Raw genomic sequence first — 17,360 nt, 5'->3', positions numbered from 1 at the left:
TTTTTTATGTGTTAACTTCTACTTCTATTGTCATAAACCTTGAGATACAACAAGGTCAACAAAGCGCCGATGCTTGCCATACCTACACCTACTAAGGAGGGAGTATTGTATGCTAATCCCATGGTGATGGGAATGCCACCTAGAAATGCACCGAGTGTATTGCCAAGATTAAATGCTGCCTGTCCGCCTGCTGCGGCTAATGTTGCGGAATCTTTCGAAGCCCGAATTAACATAAGTTGTGTTGGCGAGCCGATGGTAAAAGAAACCAAGCCAGTAATAAAAGCCAAGGGATACGCTGTCCAGCCCAGAGGCGAAACAAAATAGACCATGACCAAACAGAGCGCCATAGCCGAAAAACTCGCGATAGCTGCTTTTGTGGGTGAAATGCTGTCTGCCAATTTCCCGCCGATTAGATTTCCGAAAAACATACCAACACCTATCAAGATCATAATCAGTGGTACCCGGTCAGCTGGAACGCCAGAAACTTTAGTTGCCAAGGGAGCAATATAACTGATCCAGGCAAATAACCCACCTGTGCCGATAGCAATAATCGCCATTAATAACCAAGCAATCTTTTTGTTGAAAAAACTAAGCTGATTGAATATATTATTTCCTTTAGAAGCCTCAATTTTCGGCATCCAGGCATATATTGCAGCAAAGGTAACCAGTCCCAGTATACTGATAATACCATAAGTCAGACGCCAGGAATAATGATGACCGAGATAGGTTCCTAACGGAACTCCGGCAAGGTTGGCTATAGTCATGCCCGTAAACATGATGGAGATGGCCTGAGCCTCTTTCCCTTTCGGTGCAAGCTTAGCTGCAACAACAGATCCTACGCCAAAGAATGCTCCGTGTGGAAGTCCAGCCATAAAACGCGAAAGACTGATCAGAAACTGTCCCGGCGCAATACTGAATAAACCGTTGAAAATAAAAAATAGTAACATCAAAAAGAGCAAAACCTTTTTTGGAGGATATTTACCCGTGAATAAGACTAATGTAGGAGCACCTACAACTACACCGAGCGCATACAGGGCAATAAGGTGAGCCGCAGTAGGGATTTCGATATGCAGATCCTTCGCAATATCAGGTAGAATACCCATCATCGTAAATTCAGTCATCCCGATGGCAAGTCCCCCAAAAGCTAAGGCAATAATTCCTTTGTTCATATGGATGGTTGGAAGTTGATAGTCAAAAGTAAAAATAAAAAACGGGTTATTACATGTTGATTTATGCATCGATGTAATAATCCCTTTGGACGAGCCAATCGATCAAGATCAGGTTGAAGTAGACCACCAAAGGCTTGCATAGAGAACAAAGATTAAGGACCAAGGATTAAAGACAGTGCTCGTAAGCCGCTGGCTTGGACAAGTAAAGTCTAAATACTAATATCTTAATACTAATATCTCTTCTGCGGTACGCAGGTAATATCTTTGGTCTTTCTAAGGACAATAGGGCGCTGATCAAATCGACTTTCCAGTACGACGGAGTCCGCAGAATGATAGACAACTTTAAAGCGTGGAATATATTGCCCCGAAAGATAACAACCTGAGATCTTCTGCTTGCCATTCTCTTTGGTGTATATTCCGTCTACGATAACCGAATCACCACGTAGCACATAAATACCTTTGGCATGTTCTGTCCAGGAACCGTTTTTATAACAACTATCGGGGATAGTCTGTACTTTGTTGTTCACATGCATTGTTGCATAAACCGAATCACAGGTAAACTTAAATTTAGCCAAGGTATACTGCATCATCTGCTGCTGTCCCGGAATACTGTCCTGTACCCACTCGCCCTGTAAAAACGAAGCTCCTTCACCCTGCATATCTGAATTAAATTTGCAGGCGGTAAAAAAGAAAAACATACCTATGGCAAGAGCCAGTAGGTATGTTTTTGATGATATATTTTTTATTGAAATTATTGCCACAGCTTATTTTAAACTTCCAACCATTTCTTCAGGTTTTACCCAAGCATCAAAATCTTCCGGAGTCACATAACCCAAACGTACTGCTTCTTCTTTAAGTGTAGTACCGTTTTTATGTGCCGTTTGAGCAATTTCAGCAGCTTTGTAATAACCAATTTTCGTGTTTAGCGCAGTGACCAACATCAATGAGTTGTCAACCAATTCTTTGATGCGTTTGTAGTTAGGCTCGATACCGGCAGCACAGTGCTCTTCAAAAGAAATACAAGCGTCACCCAATAAACGTGCAGACTGCAAGAAGTTCGCTGCCATCAATGGTTTGAATACATTCAACTCATAATGTCCTTGTGTACCACCAATGGTGATCGCAACATCGTTCCCCATAACTTGGGCAGCGACCATTGTCAATGCTTCACATTGTGTAGGATTCACTTTACCTGGCATAATAGATGATCCCGGTTCGTTTTCTGGAATAAGGATTTCACCGATACCTGAACGAGGACCAGAAGCCAACATACGGATGTCGTTGGCAATTTTATTCAATGCTACAGCCAATTGTTTCAAAGCGCCATGCGTCTCTACGATGGCATCGTGTGCTGCCAAAGCTTCAAATTTATTCTCCGCAGTAACAAATGGAAGACCTGTAAATTCAGCGATGTATTTTGCAACAACAACATCATAACCAGTAGGTGTATTTAAACCAGTTCCTACAGCCGTACCGCCTAATGCTACCTCAGATAGATGTGAAAGTGTATTTCTTAGCGCTTTTAGGCCATGGTTTAATTGTGCCACATAGCCAGAAATCTCTTGACCTAATGTCAAAGGTGTCGCATCCATTAAGTGTGTACGACCGATTTTAACAACATTCTTGAACTCTTCAGCTTTTTTAGCCAACGTATCACGTAGTTTTTCAACACCAGGGATAGTTACTTCGGCAACAGCTTTATAAGCCGCAATATGCATTCCAGTAGGGAAAGTATCATTTGATGACTGTGATTTGTTTACATCATCATTCGCTTTTAATACAGGTTCTCCTTCGCCAATCTTATGTCCAGCCAATACTTGGGCACGGTTTGCCACAACTTCATTCACATTCATGTTGGATTGTGTTCCCGAACCAGTTTGCCAGATCACCAATGGAAACTGATCGTCTAGTTTACCTGCTAGGATCTCATCACATACAGCTGCAATGGCATCACGTTTTTCAACAGGTAAAACACCCAATTCGTGGTTTGCATAGGCTGCTGCTTTTTTCAAGTAAGCAAAACCTGCAACGATCTCATGTGGCATAGAAGCTGCCGGTCCGATTTTGAAGTTGTTGCGTGAACGTTCTGTTTGTGCACCCCAGTATTTATCTGCAGGTACTTGAACTTCACCCATCGTATCTTTTTCAATTCTGAATGACATATTGTTTTGTATAAATAAAACGTAAAAATTATCTGTATTCGTGCAAAGGACAGAACACATCGATCACAAAGTTAACGGATAATACAGTAAAAAGTAAAAATTAAAAGGTAAAAATCAAAAATTGAAACAATTAGTAAGCCATCGACTTGTAGAACCAAGTTTTTGCTTCTCACAGCTGAGAAATAAAAATTAAAAGCTAATCATCAAAAACTGGAAACAGTTAGTAAGCCATAAGCTTGTATAACCAAAATCTATATACCCATTACTCAATACTCATTACTCAATACTCACAAACCAAGACGCTTGGTCAGGAATTCATTCACATGATGAAATACCTGCTTTGGTTTTAAGGCACGCCAAGATAGTTCATTGAGTGCACCGCCAAAATTGATGTAATAATCAATATTTTGTTGTTGAAACTCTTCGATTACATGGTCACGGAAGCCTACGCCTGCAATCCAGCCATCGTCGATATCCTGAAACCATTCCTCATAATAGGAGTCATCCGAAGCATGGAAATTCAATACATTCTCACCAATGAGGATGAAATATTTTATACCCTGACTGATCATGACATCTATAAGCTCTCTTTTCAGTAACATGATATCATTGTATATGGCATCATTCCATTCGCCGATCAACTCGATAATACAGTATTGTTTTTCATAGTCGACAAATAATACCTTTAGATACAGCGTGAGCGAACCGAATTCATCCCATTGTGGATGCAGCAAAAAGTTATAGATCTGTTTGTCGAAATCGAATTCGCTGTAGACCGTACCATAAAATGGTGATTGTTCGTCTTCGGCAGCGATATAATAGTCGCGCCAATTGTAATAAGGTTCGATTTCGTGCATATATTAAATTCCTTTCCAAGTTCAAACTAAGATAAATTTGCGCTTATTTGCAAGTTTCATTGCTGCTATTTCGTGTTTTCTGTCAAAGTGAGTGTGCGGAGCTTCTAGACGTAAACAGTCAGCGACAATTTTTTGTTTTTAATGTAAAATTATACGGCTGTTTACAGATTAAACCGAATAAACTTGTTACTTTTGAGACGTAATTTCATGAGCGCACAGGCTCGATTTATCTTTTTATAAACACTGGGTTTTTCCAATGCAAAAGAGTATTAAGCGAAATATTTTTGTAGCCGCTACATATGCTGCAGTATTGCTTCTTGGCTTGCTGTTGGGACAGAATTATGCTGAAGAACAGGGGAGTAACCAGAAAACAACCTTTTCCAGTTTAGGCTCCAATGGAAATTCGGACAAATTGCAATACCTGGTCCAGCTGATCTCTGAAAATTACGTTGACAATATTAGTGTCGACACTGTGCAAGATGAAGCCATTGAACACGTTGTTTCTCGCCTTGATCCTTTCTCCACATTTTTACGACCTAATCAGGTGCTCGCGAAGCAGGAAACGCTGGAAGGTTCCTTCGATGGAATAGGGGTAGAATATTTTCGTTTGAAGGATACACTGCTTGTTGTAGGAATGGTATCCGCTGGTCCAGCGGAGAAAAGTGGTATGCGGATCGGTGATCGTATTCTAAAAATCGGAAACAAAGATCTTGCGGGGAAAAAGGTGCCCGAGGCAGAAATTGAAAAATTGATCCGTGGAAAGAAAGGAACAGCGGTACTTATTTCGATCCAACGGAATGGACAAACGCTCGTTAATCCGTTGAAAGTCATTCGTGACCAGGTAAACGTAACCAGCTTGGATGCCTCCTATATGATCGCTCCCAAGACGGCTTACGTCAAGATACGCCGCTTTGGACATAAGACTGCGGATGAATTTAAACAGTCACTGATTGATCTGCGGAAAAGTGGTGCACAGGATCTTATCTTGGATCTACGTAATAATGGTGGTGGATTTGTGCATACCGCGATAGATCTGGCAGGACAGTTTTTTAAAGAAAAGAGACTGTTGATGTATACCGAAGGAGCTAATGAACAACGTCAGGATTATTATTCGGAGAAACCGGGCGAGTTTGGGGATGGTCGTGTGGTCATATTGATCAACGAAAGTACGGCATCAGCGAGTGAGATTCTGAGTGGTGCCTTACAGGATTTAGATCGGGCTACTGTCGTAGGAAGACGCTCGTATGGAAAAGGACTGGTTCAGGAGCAATTTGACTTCTCGGATGGATCTGCCGTGAATTTGACTGTTGCACGTTATTATACTCCACTTGGAAGATGTATTCAACGCAAATATAGCCGAGCAAATTTTGATGCTGCAAAATATATGACAGGTTTTGATCTCTGGACGCTCGATACCGAATTCCGTCAAAAAGAGATGTTTACAACAAGCAAGGGAAAATTGGTGTTTGGTGGTGGTGGAATTTTGCCGGATGTGAATATCCCAATTGATACCAACGAAACAAGCGCGAAGTATCGGGAGATCTACCATTCCAATTCAATCGAAGAATTTGTGTACGACCGGTTCACCAAACATCTACCAGCATATTCCATTGAAAACTTTATCAGTGGTTATCATTTACCCGCAGCAGAGTTTGATCTTTTTATTTCATTTTTGAATACACAAAAGCGGATTCCTGTGAATGTAAATGAAGCAAAAAATCTGCATGATCTAATTCAGTCAGATATTGAAGCTTTGGTCGGAAGATACTATTTTGGCCGTGAAGCTTATTACAAAATAAAAAATAGAAGGGATAAATTTATCGAAATAGGTCTCAAATCTTTAGGCTATCAGATGCCTAAGGTTTAAGTCGTAGATCTGACCACACTGGATAGTGGTCGGACAGCTTTTGTTTGACAACCTGATAATTCAAAACCTGAAATTTTGGACTGGCAAAGATATAGTCAATCTGAAAAATTGGCAAAAGTGCATGGTGGGTCACACCCCATCCATTTCCTTTTTCCTTAAAGGCATTATACATGCCATCTCCAATGAGATTCACCGAGTAACTCATGGGTGTATCGTTAAAATCACCAACGGCAATATAAGGGTATTGACAGTCATTCATGTGTTTTTTTAGCGAATGCGCCTGTTCACTGCGGAGTTCAAATGCATTTTTTAGCTTTCGGCTCAACCGGCGAGTAGCCGTATTGTCAGTTTCAGTCTTGTTGGACAGATTCTGAATAAACTCCTTGTCTTCATTCTGTAGGGCGAAGGATCGCAGGTGGATATTATAGATGCGCACCAAGGTGTCCTGCTTTTTGATGTCCACATAACATATTCTGTTGATGCCGTAGTCGTTGTCACGAATAGTGCCCGAATCGTAGATAGGGAAACGGGATAAAACAGCCATGCCATAGGCTTCATAGTCATTTTTGGAGCTCGGTTCAAAGAAGAAATAATCGTAACCCAATTTATCCTTAAACTCTTCGGAGAAGACATGTTTCCCTTTGATTTTACTGATATATTCCTGAAAGCAGATGACATCAGGTGAGATACTATCAATGATACGGACAACGTCAGCTTTAAAGTTCTTTTTTTCTTCATTAACCTTTTTGAACAAATGGGCATTGAAAGTCATGATACGTAATGTACGTGTTTCAGATGGTACAGGCGGGTTTTCTTTGCGGATATTCCAATGTTTGGTTAAAAAGGGCCAACCCAATAAGATTGCTGCCAGGGAGTAGAGGGCAACCTTTCGTTTACGCAATAACCAGTAACAGATAAAACCAATATTGACGATCAGAATAGGGAGATAGCCCAGTCCCATAAATGCAATGGGCCAAAAAGATTTGGGGTTGATGAATGTTGCAGCGTAACTCATGAGCAATGCAATGATCGCAAGCATATTTGCCAGGAACATTGTTTTGCTTATAAATCCCAGTTTTCTTCTTAAAAATGTCCTTCTATCCATCAACCTTGTCGCCACTATTGCTTGCCCTAAAGAGCGTTTCTTTTTCATGGTGTGTCAGACTTTCATAACCAGATACTGAAATCTTGTCTAGGATAGTATCAATTTCATCCTGATTAGGTAAGTCATAACGATGTTTCCGATTTGTCGGTATATGATTGCCTACTACAACTTTCATTTTTGCAGGCTTTTTTTGTTTTTTCTGAAAAAGTGTTGACCAGTCCATGCCAGATCTTAGGGCATAAGTAAAAGCCATTCCAAAGAGAACGACAGCAAAATAAGAGACTGCGGCAGGTCTGTTGCCAATAGCGAAAAATAGAAATTCCAATGCAAAATAGACGATGGCTACTATTTTTAATTTAACAGTACCAAAAAGTAATAGTCGCAATTCATAGTTCGGAATTAAAGTGACAATTGCTGCGAGTACCGCTGCCAATGGATGAGCTCCCCCCATTAAATGCAGATCTGTCGGTGGAGGAATAAGTGTGCCAAAACCCACATAGAGCGTACTACTTAGGAGCCATGAGGCAATGTAGACAAAGAAAAACTGCCTCTTGTTTAGGAATGTGAAGAATATCTGGCCTACCCAATACAGCCATAGGCTGTCAAAAATTAAATTTAAAAGCTGAACATAGACAAAATTGGACGAAATCAGTGACCAAGGTTGTGCTAAGAAAACCGAAAAATTGCTTGGTAAGCTCAAATGCTTAACGATAGGCTGTAGGAAACTTTGAGAGATGAATTTCAGCTCAAAGAGCAGGTCCAAAAAATAAATGAGAACAAATAAACATACCTGAATACTGATCACAACCGGAATCGGCGAACCTGTTTTATATGTTTGTCTCCAAAAGTCTTTTAAACCAATGCTATTCATGACGCGCGCTATTAATAAATTCCCTTTCTAATCCTCCAAAATTTGAGCAGCAAGTAGCCAAACAGTGCGCCACCAACGTGCGCTAGATGGGCTACAGAATCTCCTGGCCTAGATAAGCTCATATAGATCTCGATCAAAATAAAGCCTCCGATCATATATTTGGCTTTGACTGGTACAGGAATAAACAAAAATTGAAGCGGTATGTTTGGGAAAAGGTAAGCAAAAGCCAATAGAACACCATAAATTGCCCCCGAAGCACCTAACATACGTGAAGTATAGATCTCTTGTACCAAACCTGGATTAGCTGTGTTTAGCGTAGATATGTCCAAACCTTGGTGCAATGGGAAGAAGCTCCCGGTTGCATTAAATATTTCAAAACCCTGAACACCCATTTGTAATAGCCATGCGCCGATACCCGAAATCAGGTAGAAATTTAAAAAACGTTTCGAACCAAGCACCTGTTCAATCATTGGGCCAAACATGACAAGCGAAAACATATTAAAAAATATATGTGAGATGCTCAAGCTGTCATGCATAAACATATGCGTGATTACCTGCCAGATTTTAAAATGAGGCGAATCCGGATAGAAAACCGGAAGATAATTATAGGCAATGGGCACGAATTGTGATCCAAGGTAAAATACAATATTTACGATCAGCAAATTCTTGATAACGGGTGTCAATTGTTGAAACATATAGTTTTATCTTCTAGTTTTTACCAAATTTTTCTGCTAATTCCTGCAATGTAAATGTTACGATAACAGGGTTGCCATAGATGGAGATATTCGGTGATTGACAGGCAAAAAGCTTGTCGACCAATTCTGCCATAGCGGTGTTGTCAAGCTGTGTGCCTGGTTTGATCGCAGCATTACGAGCAAGGCTTTTTGCGAGATTCTCGCGTTTAGCTAGCTTGTATTCGGATTGATTATTTTTATAATCTTCCAATATTTTTTCAATCATTTTGATCTCATCAAAGCCTGTTCCCAAGTCTGCCGGAATTCCGTCAATAATATAGGAATTTTTTCCAAATTCACGAATCTGAAAACCTAGACCGTTGATGTCATCCAATAAGTCTTTCATCAACTCATTATCCGCAGGGTTGAGATCTATGGTCTGCGGGAATAAGCTTTGTTGGCTTAAGCCTTTATGCTGATCGAGCTGCTCTAGAAACTGTTCAAATAAAATACGTTCGTGGGCAGCTTGTTGGTCAATAAGAATAAAGCCAGAATGAATCTGTGAAACAATATACTTGTTGTGCAGCTGAAAAAATAACTTAGAGGAAGTTTTATCTTCCACTTGGATGGATTGTGGGCGATCCGTCTCCAATTCTGAACCTGTATGCAAAGGAAGCTGTACAGACTCCTCCTTTTCGACGATTTCGTACAATGAATCCCAATTGCTTGGTATTCCCCCTGTTTTTTTGGCAAAGCCTTCCGCATAACTATCCGATCTGGAATAGGATGATTTGGACTTGTCTGTGTCAAAAGGGTTAAAGTCTGGATTGAAGGTGACTGTCGGTGCAATAATTTCATCCAATGATTTCTTTGTGATCAGATTGGTGAAGCTTGTCTCCTGTTCAAAATCCAAAGAAGGCATGATATTATAGCGTCCCAATGACCTTTTCACCGCTGAACGGATGATAGCATAAATTGCCTTGTCATCCTCATATTTGATTTCGGTCTTTGTTGGGTGTACATTGATATCGATACGAGCAGGATCTATGTCGATAAATAGGACATAAAACGGAAAAGTTTCCGCTTGCATAATATCCTCGTACGCATTCATAACAGCATGGTGCAGATAAGGGTCACGGACAAATCGCCTGTTGACAAAGAAAAACTGTTCGCCACGTGTTTTCTTTGCAAATTCAGGCTTTCCGACAAAACCTTCCACTTTAATAATGGATGTGTCCTCTTCCACAGGGACCAGTCGTTGGTTGTAGTTGTTTCCGAAGATATGGACAATCCGTTGTTTCAGTGTCTCAGCAGGGAGATGGTATATTTCATTTCCATCACTATGTAGTGAAAGGAAAATCTGTGGATTGGACAAGGCAATACGCTGAAATTCGTCAATGATATGGCGCATTTCAACAGAATTGCTCTTTAAGAAGTTCCTGCGGGCAGGGATATTGTAAAAAAGATTTTTGACTAAAATATTTGTTCCAGCAGCTACAGCTTCTGGATATTGATTGACAACTTTTGATCCTTCTATTTCGACCACAGTACCAAGTTCATCTTCGATACGGCGTGTTTTTAGTTCTACTTGTGCTATCGCAGCGATGGACGCCATCGCTTCTCCACGGAAACCCATGGTGCGAATAGCAAATAAATCTTCAGCTTTCCGGATCTTTGACGTCGCATGACGTTCAAAGCAAAGGCGAGCATCTGTTACGCTCATGCCACAGCCATTGTCAATGACTTGGATCAACGATTTGCCCGCGTCTTTAACAATAAGTTTTATTTTGTCAGCTCCAGCATCAATGGCATTCTCAATCAATTCTTTAATGGCAGACGCTGGTCGCTGCACCACTTCTCCCGCCGCAATCTGATTAGCAACATTATCTGGAAGTAATTGAATAATATCCGACATATAATACAAAGTTACGAAATATCCATATTTAGAAAGCACAAACACAAATGAAAATCAACTGGATATTCCAGATGGCCTCTAAAACCGTCTATGACGATAGACATGCTTTTAAACATAATGTGATGAACAAACAAATAGTAAGTATAAGCCAATGTTTCCAACCGGAACCGGTCAAACATCAGGCATACCCCATAATAGTCTGATCTGGTTACATCTCCAGTTTTAGGAAACGTGCGGTTTCGCTTTTCTTGTTTTTAATTAAATTTTCTGGGGTTCCTTCAAATAATACTTGACCACCCTCTTTCCCGCCTTCAGGACCGATATCAACCACCCAGTCCGCGGATTTGACAACATCAAGGTTGTGTTCGATAATCAAGACCGTATTTCCACGGTCTACAAGTCGGTTGATTACACCCATGAGCACATTGACGTCTTCAAAATGAAGTCCTGTTGTCGGTTCGTCGAGGATGTAAAATGTGTTTCCGGTATCTTTCTTGGAAAGTTCTGTGGCAAGTTTCACCCGCTGCGCCTCTCCTCCAGATAAGGTCGTAGACGATTGACCCAAGGTAATATAACCTAAACCTACATCCTGTAAGGTCTTGATTTTTCTGTAAATGCTTGGTACATTTTCAAAGAAATCGACAGCATCATTGATGCTCATGTCAAGTACATCTGAAATAGATTTACCCTTGTAGCGGACTTCCAAAGTTTCTCGGTTATAACGCTTTCCGTGACATGTTTCACAGGGAACCTGTACATCAGGAAGGAAATTCATTTCAATCACTTTCAAGCCTGCACCCTGACAAGTTTCACAGCGCCCGCCTTTGACATTGAATGAAAAACGACCGGGTTTATACCCTCTGATTTTTGCTTCGGGAAGCTGAACAAAGAGCGTGCGTATATCGGAGAATACGCCTGTATAGGTTGAAGGATTGGAGCGTGGCGTACGGCCAATAGGACTTTGATCGATTTCAATGACTTTATCAATATGCTCCAAGCCCTCAATCTTTTTGAATGGAAGTGGAGTCGCTTTTGCCCGGAAGAAATGTTTATTTAAGATCGGGTACAATGTACCAGTAATTAAACTCGATTTACCAGAGCCCGAAACACCCGATACGACGATCAATTTACCGAGCGGAAAGGTTACGGTCAGGTTTTTGAGATTATGCCCTGTAGCGCCATGAATGGTCAGCGTTTTGCTATTGCCTTCACGACGTTTTTCTGGGATCTTAACCGCTTTTTTCCCATTAAGATAAGCCGCGGTCAAGGAATCAGATTTTAAGATCTCATCGGGTTGTCCTTCAGCAACGACTGTACCACCATGGACACCCGCCGCCGGGCCCATATCAATCACATAATCAGCGTGTAAGATCATGTCCTTGTCATGTTCAACAACCAAGACCGAATTGCCAATATCACGTAAGTTTTTGAGCGCCTTAATGAGACGTTCGTTGTCGCGTTGATGTAATCCAATGCTTGGTTCATCCAGAATATAAAGGACGTTGACCAATTGTGAACCAATCTGGGTGGCTAAACGGATCCGTTGCGCTTCCCCTCCAGATAAGGTTTTTGCCGTACGATCCAATGTCAGGTAATTCAAGCCTACATCCAGTAGAAAGCCCAAACGGGCCCTTATTTCTTTAAGTATTTCTGTAGCAATGACCAATTGGCGTTCATCCAGTTTGCCCTCTACCTGATCGAACCATTCTTTTAACGCAGAAATATCTAATGTCGATAGTTCATGGATATTCTTGTCTGCGATCATAAAGTGCAGCGATTCTTTCTTCAACCGTGCTCCTTCGCAAGTAGGACAGGTAACTTTGGTTCTGAAATCATCCAGTGAAGGTGCTTCATCAGAAGATTTTCCGGAAAATTCCTCAAGCATTTTGAAGATCCCTTCAAATTCCACACGATATTCACGGGTGCCATAACTTCCATAGGATACGGTGACGACGATAGGTTCTTCTTTATTGCCAAACAAAAGCTGATCAATCTGCTCATCGCTCAATTTTTCCAATGGTGTTGTTACCGCAAAATCCAATTTTTTGGCGACGGCTTTAAGCACCTCAAAAGTCCAGTTCTCCCGGGTTGGCCCCAATGGTGCCAGCCCTCCTTTTTGAATACTGAGTTTCTTGTCAGGAATGACGGCATTTTTATCAATCTCAAAGATATAACCTAATCCATCACATGTCGGACAGGCACCATAAGGTGAGTTGAATGAGAAGGTATTGGGTTGGGGTTCATCATAAGAGATGCCGGATTCAGCATCCATCAGATAGCGGCTATAAAATTGTTCCTGATTATCCTTGGTAGACACTTTAATAATGCCTTTTGCCGTTTTCATGGCTTGCATAACCGAAGTCTGTAGCCGCTTTTTGTCATCACGTTCTATTTTCAAACGGTCAACGACAATCTCAATATCGTGAATCTTATAGCGGTCTACTTGCATTTTTGGAACAAGGTCCAGTATTTCACCGTCTACACGCACTTTGACATAACCCTGTTTACGAATTTGTTCAAAAAGCTCCCGATAATGTCCTTTACGTCCTTTTACAACAGGAGCGAGGATATTTAACGCTTGCCCTTCAAACTCATCCAAAATACGGTCGATCACCTGATCGTCAGACATGCGTTCCATTTTTTTGCCAGTGACATAGGAGAATGCTTCACCTGCGCGGGCAAACAAAAGACGCATAAAATCATATACTTCAGTGATGGTTCCTACGGTTGACCTTGGATTTTTGCTCGTTGTTTTCTGTTCAATGGAAATCACAGGGCTCAAACCCGATATCTTGTCCACATCCGGACGCTCCATACCCCCCAAAAACTGACGGCTATAGGCACTAAAAGTTTCCATGTACCGGCGCTGTCCCTCTGCATAAATGGTATCAAAAGCCAAGGAAGACTTTCCACTGCCACTTAAACCGGTGATGACGACCAATTCATTTCTCGGAAAAGATACATCTATATTTTTTAGATTGTGCGCACGCGCACCAAATACTTGAACTTCACTCTGTTCGCCCAAATCTGGGCTTCTTTTTACTGCCATGAAAACTCCTTAAAACCCTTGAAAAGGGATAAAATGCAAAACATGCAAAATTACAGATTTTAAAGGAATTATGCGAGCCTATCTGACTTTTGGAATAAAATGTGATATACAGGTGATGCGGAGCTCTTGTGATGCTGTAATGATTTAGGAAAGTTACGAAGGTTATTGTTATCTTGTGATCGATTTAGATCGTTATGACAACCTTGTAAGCTGTAAGTTTATATAGGAAGTGTCTCGAAAATAAAACGTTAAAATTAAAAAACCAATTCAATGAGTTTGTAAACCAAAGGTATGTTTCAACTAAGGTCTCCATGCTCTATACTCAATACAACAATAATGCGAAAATACGACGTCAGCAAACAGGAGAAACAATCCATCGAAGATATTGTCCAATTTTGGAAAAAGGAGAATCTATTGGATGAACAAAAGGCCAGTGAACTGATGGATAGCCTCGATGTTAAAAGTTTTGACTGGGGACAACTGGCACGTTATGCTTTCTGGATCGCCTTGGCCTCTTTGGTATTCGCTGTTTTTTCACTATTTACAGACGCTTCTTTCCTAGCTTTTGTGGATACCCTATATGAAGCACCCAATATTTTATTCTGCTTCTTTTTTGCTGCGGTCGCTGTGCTGTTCTATACCTTGGGTTTTCGTTATAAAAAGCGTTATCCCTATAAGAATCTTTCCACAGAGACGATGATGTTGATCGGAGTTTTCGGAACGGCAGCCTGCATTGGATTTATGGGCAAGGTATTGGATAAGGATACCATGCATTATTCACTTTTATTTTTATTGTCCGTTGCGATCTATGGTATTCTAGCAGTAAAGCTCGATAGCAAGCTGATCTGGACTTTTATGCTTTTGGCCCTTGGGGTTTGGTTCGCTACCGAAACAGCTTATCATAGCAATTGGGGATTTAAATTCTGGGGAATGAATTATCCGTTGCGCTTTACTATTTTCGGTGCAATCATCACGGCAGCAGCGGTTTGGTTGCAACCGCGTTTCGAACGCTTGCAGATCTTTCAGCCGATCAGTTATATCATCGGATTGATTTACCTCATGGTCTCTTTATGGACACTATCCATTTTTGGTAACTATTCGGATTTTTACGAATGGACCACTGTCCGTCAATACCATATGTTTTATTGGGGTATTTTATCTACCGCCGTGTCCGCTTTTCTCGTTATTTATGGGCTAAAAGCAAAAGATAATGTCACCCGTGAGGTGGGGTTTGTATTTTTGGTACTGAATATCTATACACGCTACGTCGAGTACCTATGGGATAATATCAATAGAGCTGTATTTTTCTTGATCCTGGCAGTTTCCTTTTGGTTTGTCGGACGCTGGGCAGAGAAATTATGGAATAGACGAAAAGAGGAGCTTGGAAGCTAATAATGATTCAACCCTAAAATTTAAATCTATATAGCAACCCGAATGCAGGATAAACAACCTCTGGTGTAAGTTTCAGAAATGAACGGTAAACCCTACACCACGATTTGAACTAATGCTAAGAGTGGGGTCATGGCTCAGGTATTTTCGAATACGTGTGATAAAGACGTCCATGCTTCTACCCGTAAAAAAATCAGCAGTTCCCCATACTTTTTCGAGGATATCTTCCCGCGTTACGAGTTGACCATTGTGTTGACACAGAAATAACAGCAACTGTGCTTCGCGTTCTGTGAGTTTATATTGTTCGTGGGCATGGCTTAACAGCAGCTGGTCCGGTGAAAATAGATATGAACCAATTGGAATGGACCCTGATGAAACATGTTTTTGATTACGCTTTAATATATTCTGTATACGAAGTAACAACTCTTCGGGATCACAGGGTTTGGTGATGTAATCATCAGCACCGATTTTCAAGCCCGTTAGTTTATCGATCTTTTGCTCCTTGGCCGTTAAAAAAATAAATGGAAGTAAAGGAAAAAGTGTATTGATCTCTTTTGCTAAAGTGAAACCGCTCACTTGTGGAAGCATAACATCCAAAATAACTAAATCATAATCGGTCAGCCTTTGAAAATCGGCCGTAAGATCCTTCGGTTGTGCAATCCAATCCACCTTAAAATCCGAAAGCTCCAGGTATTGCTTCAACATAAATCCAAAATCCGGATCGTCCTCTACCAGTAATAGTTGATTCTTCATTTCTTTGTTTTGTCTAACGGATGTTTGGGCTCTTTGTTTCTCATCCTTATTATGATCTCCTTGTCTCTGCCCCATCCAAATTTAATACCCTTTATCCCCAATGTTTAGGATGAACTTCATAACCCGATAAATTAGCGTGGCAAGAGCACTGTAAAAGTTGTTCCTTGTTGCAATTTACTGATGACCTTGATCTCTCCACCATATTTCTTGATGATATTCTTAACAAGGAATAGTCCAAGTCCCAATCCTTTTGTGTCATGGATATTGTCTTTTTGGATACGATAAAACTTTTCAAAAATATAGGGCAATTCGCTTTCAGCCATACCTTGGCCATTGTCCCTGAACTGAATGGATAGATAGTTTTTCTGTTCTTCAAAACGAATGCCCAACGCTGTGGCACCGTATTTAACCGCATTATTCATCAAGTTGTAAAATAATGTCGTAGCATCAGTGGGGTTAAGGCAAATTTGCAGGTTAGAGCCTAGTTCCACAATAAGCTTGACCGTTGGATTGCATAACTGAAAATCGCTAAAAATGGCCTGTAGCTCATCCGCTGTTATTGGGGATAGGCTTGTTGCACTTTGATGCTCGCTTAATGGATCTAACGTCTGCTCTAAACGGCTTACCTGGCGTTCGATAACCGTGATGATGTTGTCATCGGGAGATTTTCTGAGTGTTTTAGCTGCAATTTTTAGGGTCGCAACCGGTGTCTTTAGCTCATGCGAAATATTGTCTACGACATCATGTAATACCGTAATCTGTTTGTCTTGTTTTCGGAGATTCGTGATGGTTCGGTAAAACAGCCAGATAAACGCTGCCAAAATCAATAAAGTGCTCAACAGGAGGGAAGTCAGCTCCTTAAATAAAATCCAGCCCAAATTGACCACTTCAAAGGAAGTCTTTCGCGGAACTGAAAAAACATATAATATTTCTTTGCTCTCGATACGATCCTCTATCTTATTTGTTTCTGTTTTTTCCGTAACCCATTTGCTTGTGGATAATTCCGTTGGATTGTGAAAGGTACCACTTGTTGTATAGACGGTGATCGGTCCGTTGACCAATGGTTTTACAGCATCTTTATAATAAATACCTAGTATTTCTTGTTTAAGGATGACATGCATACCCAAGGGCTGGAATATACTGTCGACATATTTGGTCAGCTCCTTGGAAGTTTTCTGCGCGTAGGTTTGATACAGTTTTTTTAGGCCTTCTTCCGTGATTTCCTTCTTGACCAGTTTGATGTAGTAATCTCTGGCGATATCCTTACTTAATATGTTGTGGTCAAAAATAAGATTTGATTCATCTAAGTTGTCAAGATTCTTTTTGACCATCGCGAGCATCTCACGTTGTTTGAGTTGGTAGGTGTTGTACAATTGATAACCTTGGATGCCGATAAGGACGGCAAAAAATAGGATGAAAAGGATAATATAATTTTTAGGTTTCAATTCCATATACAAATATAATTGCTTGCAAGCAACATCAGACACCTTAACACAGCATTAACTCTTCATTAACCATATTTAGCCGAGGTAATGGACAATTTTGGAGC

At 40.7% G+C, this 17,360-nt stretch carries 13 protein-coding genes; 2 read left to right on the top strand and 11 right to left on the bottom strand.

Annotated features, from left to right (window positions below):
* Positions 1 to 11 precede the first annotated feature (11 nt).
* The 4 genes from DFQ12_RS17055 to DFQ12_RS17040 form a co-directional block, all read right to left on the bottom strand.
* Positions 12 to 1,169, bottom strand: a complete 1,158-nt coding sequence (locus tag DFQ12_RS17055; RefSeq protein ID WP_120260261.1) for an MFS transporter — start codon at positions 1,167 to 1,169, stop codon at positions 12 to 14.
* 230 nt (positions 1,170 to 1,399) lie between these two features.
* Entirely contained in the window at positions 1,400 to 1,930 is a 531-nt protein-coding gene (locus DFQ12_RS17050) for a fumarate hydratase (RefSeq protein WP_244211771.1), read from the bottom strand.
* 3 nt (positions 1,931 to 1,933) lie between these two features.
* On the bottom strand, positions 1,934 to 3,331 hold the full coding sequence (gene fumC / locus DFQ12_RS17045; RefSeq protein WP_120260260.1) for a class II fumarate hydratase: 1,398 nt from the start codon (positions 3,329 to 3,331) through the stop codon (positions 1,934 to 1,936).
* A 287-nt stretch (positions 3,332 to 3,618) separates the two neighbouring features.
* Positions 3,619 to 4,188, bottom strand: a complete 570-nt coding sequence (locus tag DFQ12_RS17040) for a hypothetical protein (RefSeq protein ID WP_120260259.1) — start codon at positions 4,186 to 4,188, stop codon at positions 3,619 to 3,621.
* 256 nt (positions 4,189 to 4,444) lie between these two features.
* Between DFQ12_RS17040 and DFQ12_RS17035 the strand changes: the two genes are divergently transcribed.
* Positions 4,445 to 6,055, top strand: a complete 1,611-nt coding sequence (locus tag DFQ12_RS17035; protein WP_120260258.1) for a S41 family peptidase — start codon at positions 4,445 to 4,447, stop codon at positions 6,053 to 6,055.
* Here DFQ12_RS17035 and DFQ12_RS17030 read toward each other — a convergent pair.
* The 5 genes from DFQ12_RS17030 to uvrA form a co-directional block, all read right to left on the bottom strand.
* A complete protein-coding gene (locus DFQ12_RS17030) occupies positions 6,045 to 7,208 on the bottom strand; it encodes an endonuclease/exonuclease/phosphatase family protein (protein WP_244211770.1) in 1,164 nt (387 codons plus the stop codon). The genes DFQ12_RS17035 and DFQ12_RS17030 overlap by 11 nt on opposite strands.
* Complete coding sequence (locus tag DFQ12_RS17025; protein WP_120260256.1) at positions 7,153 to 8,031, bottom strand: rhomboid family intramembrane serine protease; 879 nt, start codon at positions 8,029 to 8,031, stop codon at positions 7,153 to 7,155. The genes DFQ12_RS17030 and DFQ12_RS17025 overlap by 56 nt, the downstream gene beginning before the upstream one ends.
* An 11-nt stretch (positions 8,032 to 8,042) precedes the next feature.
* Complete coding sequence (locus DFQ12_RS17020) at positions 8,043 to 8,726, bottom strand: rhomboid family intramembrane serine protease (protein ID WP_120260255.1); 684 nt, start codon at positions 8,724 to 8,726, stop codon at positions 8,043 to 8,045.
* A gap of 13 nt (positions 8,727 to 8,739) precedes the next feature.
* Positions 8,740 to 10,620: a DNA mismatch repair endonuclease MutL gene (mutL, locus tag DFQ12_RS17015; protein WP_120260254.1), complete on the bottom strand. Its 1,881-nt coding sequence runs from the start codon at positions 10,618 to 10,620 to the stop codon at positions 8,740 to 8,742.
* Between the two features lie 208 nt (positions 10,621 to 10,828).
* Entirely contained in the window at positions 10,829 to 13,669 is a 2,841-nt protein-coding gene (gene uvrA / locus DFQ12_RS17010) for an excinuclease ABC subunit UvrA (RefSeq protein WP_120260253.1), read from the bottom strand.
* A gap of 336 nt (positions 13,670 to 14,005) precedes the next feature.
* Between uvrA and DFQ12_RS17005 the strand changes: the two genes are divergently transcribed.
* On the top strand, positions 14,006 to 15,061 hold the full coding sequence (locus DFQ12_RS17005; RefSeq protein ID WP_120260252.1) for a DUF2157 domain-containing protein: 1,056 nt from the start codon (positions 14,006 to 14,008) through the stop codon (positions 15,059 to 15,061).
* A gap of 72 nt (positions 15,062 to 15,133) precedes the next feature.
* Here the strand turns inward: DFQ12_RS17005 and DFQ12_RS17000 are convergent, their stop codons facing one another.
* Together DFQ12_RS17000 and DFQ12_RS16995 are read right to left on the bottom strand one after the other, a co-directional pair.
* Positions 15,134 to 15,811 carry a response regulator transcription factor gene (locus DFQ12_RS17000; RefSeq protein ID WP_120260542.1) on the bottom strand — a complete coding sequence of 226 codons (678 nt, stop codon included), beginning with the start codon at positions 15,809 to 15,811 and terminating at the stop codon, positions 15,134 to 15,136.
* Between the two features lie 131 nt (positions 15,812 to 15,942).
* On the bottom strand, positions 15,943 to 17,262 hold the full coding sequence (locus DFQ12_RS16995; protein ID WP_120260251.1) for a sensor histidine kinase: 1,320 nt from the start codon (positions 17,260 to 17,262) through the stop codon (positions 15,943 to 15,945).
* Between the last annotated feature and the right edge of the window lie 98 nt (positions 17,263 to 17,360).

This window comes from Sphingobacterium detergens, assembly GCF_003610355.1.
GTDB lineage: Bacteria > Bacteroidota > Bacteroidia > Sphingobacteriales > Sphingobacteriaceae > Sphingobacterium > Sphingobacterium detergens.
Note: the sequence above shows the minus strand (reverse complement) of the source record. Positions and strands in the feature narration are given on the sequence as shown.

Coding starts and splice junctions, on each gene's coding strand:
- DFQ12_RS17035 (WP_120260258.1), top strand. CDS start 4,445: ATGCAAAAGAGTATTAAGCGAAATATTTTTGTAGCCGCTACATATGCT.
- mutL (WP_120260254.1), bottom strand. CDS start 10,620: ATGTCGGATATTATTCAATTACTTCCAGATAATGTTGCTAATCAGATT.
- DFQ12_RS17020 (WP_120260255.1), bottom strand. CDS start 8,726: ATGTTTCAACAATTGACACCCGTTATCAAGAATTTGCTGATCGTAAAT.
- DFQ12_RS17025 (WP_120260256.1), bottom strand. CDS start 8,031: ATGAATAGCATTGGTTTAAAAGACTTTTGGAGACAAACATATAAAACA.
- DFQ12_RS17030 (WP_244211770.1), bottom strand. CDS start 7,208: ATGAAAAAGAAACGCTCTTTAGGGCAAGCAATAGTGGCGACAAGGTTG.
- DFQ12_RS17040 (WP_120260259.1), bottom strand. CDS start 4,188: ATGCACGAAATCGAACCTTATTACAATTGGCGCGACTATTATATCGCT.
- DFQ12_RS17055 (WP_120260261.1), bottom strand. CDS start 1,169: ATGAACAAAGGAATTATTGCCTTAGCTTTTGGGGGACTTGCCATCGGG.
- DFQ12_RS17005 (WP_120260252.1), top strand. CDS start 14,006: ATGCGAAAATACGACGTCAGCAAACAGGAGAAACAATCCATCGAAGAT.
- uvrA (WP_120260253.1), bottom strand. CDS start 13,669: ATGGCAGTAAAAAGAAGCCCAGATTTGGGCGAACAGAGTGAAGTTCAA.
- DFQ12_RS17000 (WP_120260542.1), bottom strand. CDS start 15,811: ATGAAGAATCAACTATTACTGGTAGAGGACGATCCGGATTTTGGATTT.
- fumC (WP_120260260.1), bottom strand. CDS start 3,331: ATGTCATTCAGAATTGAAAAAGATACGATGGGTGAAGTTCAAGTACCT.
- DFQ12_RS16995 (WP_120260251.1), bottom strand. CDS start 17,262: ATGGAATTGAAACCTAAAAATTATATTATCCTTTTCATCCTATTTTTT.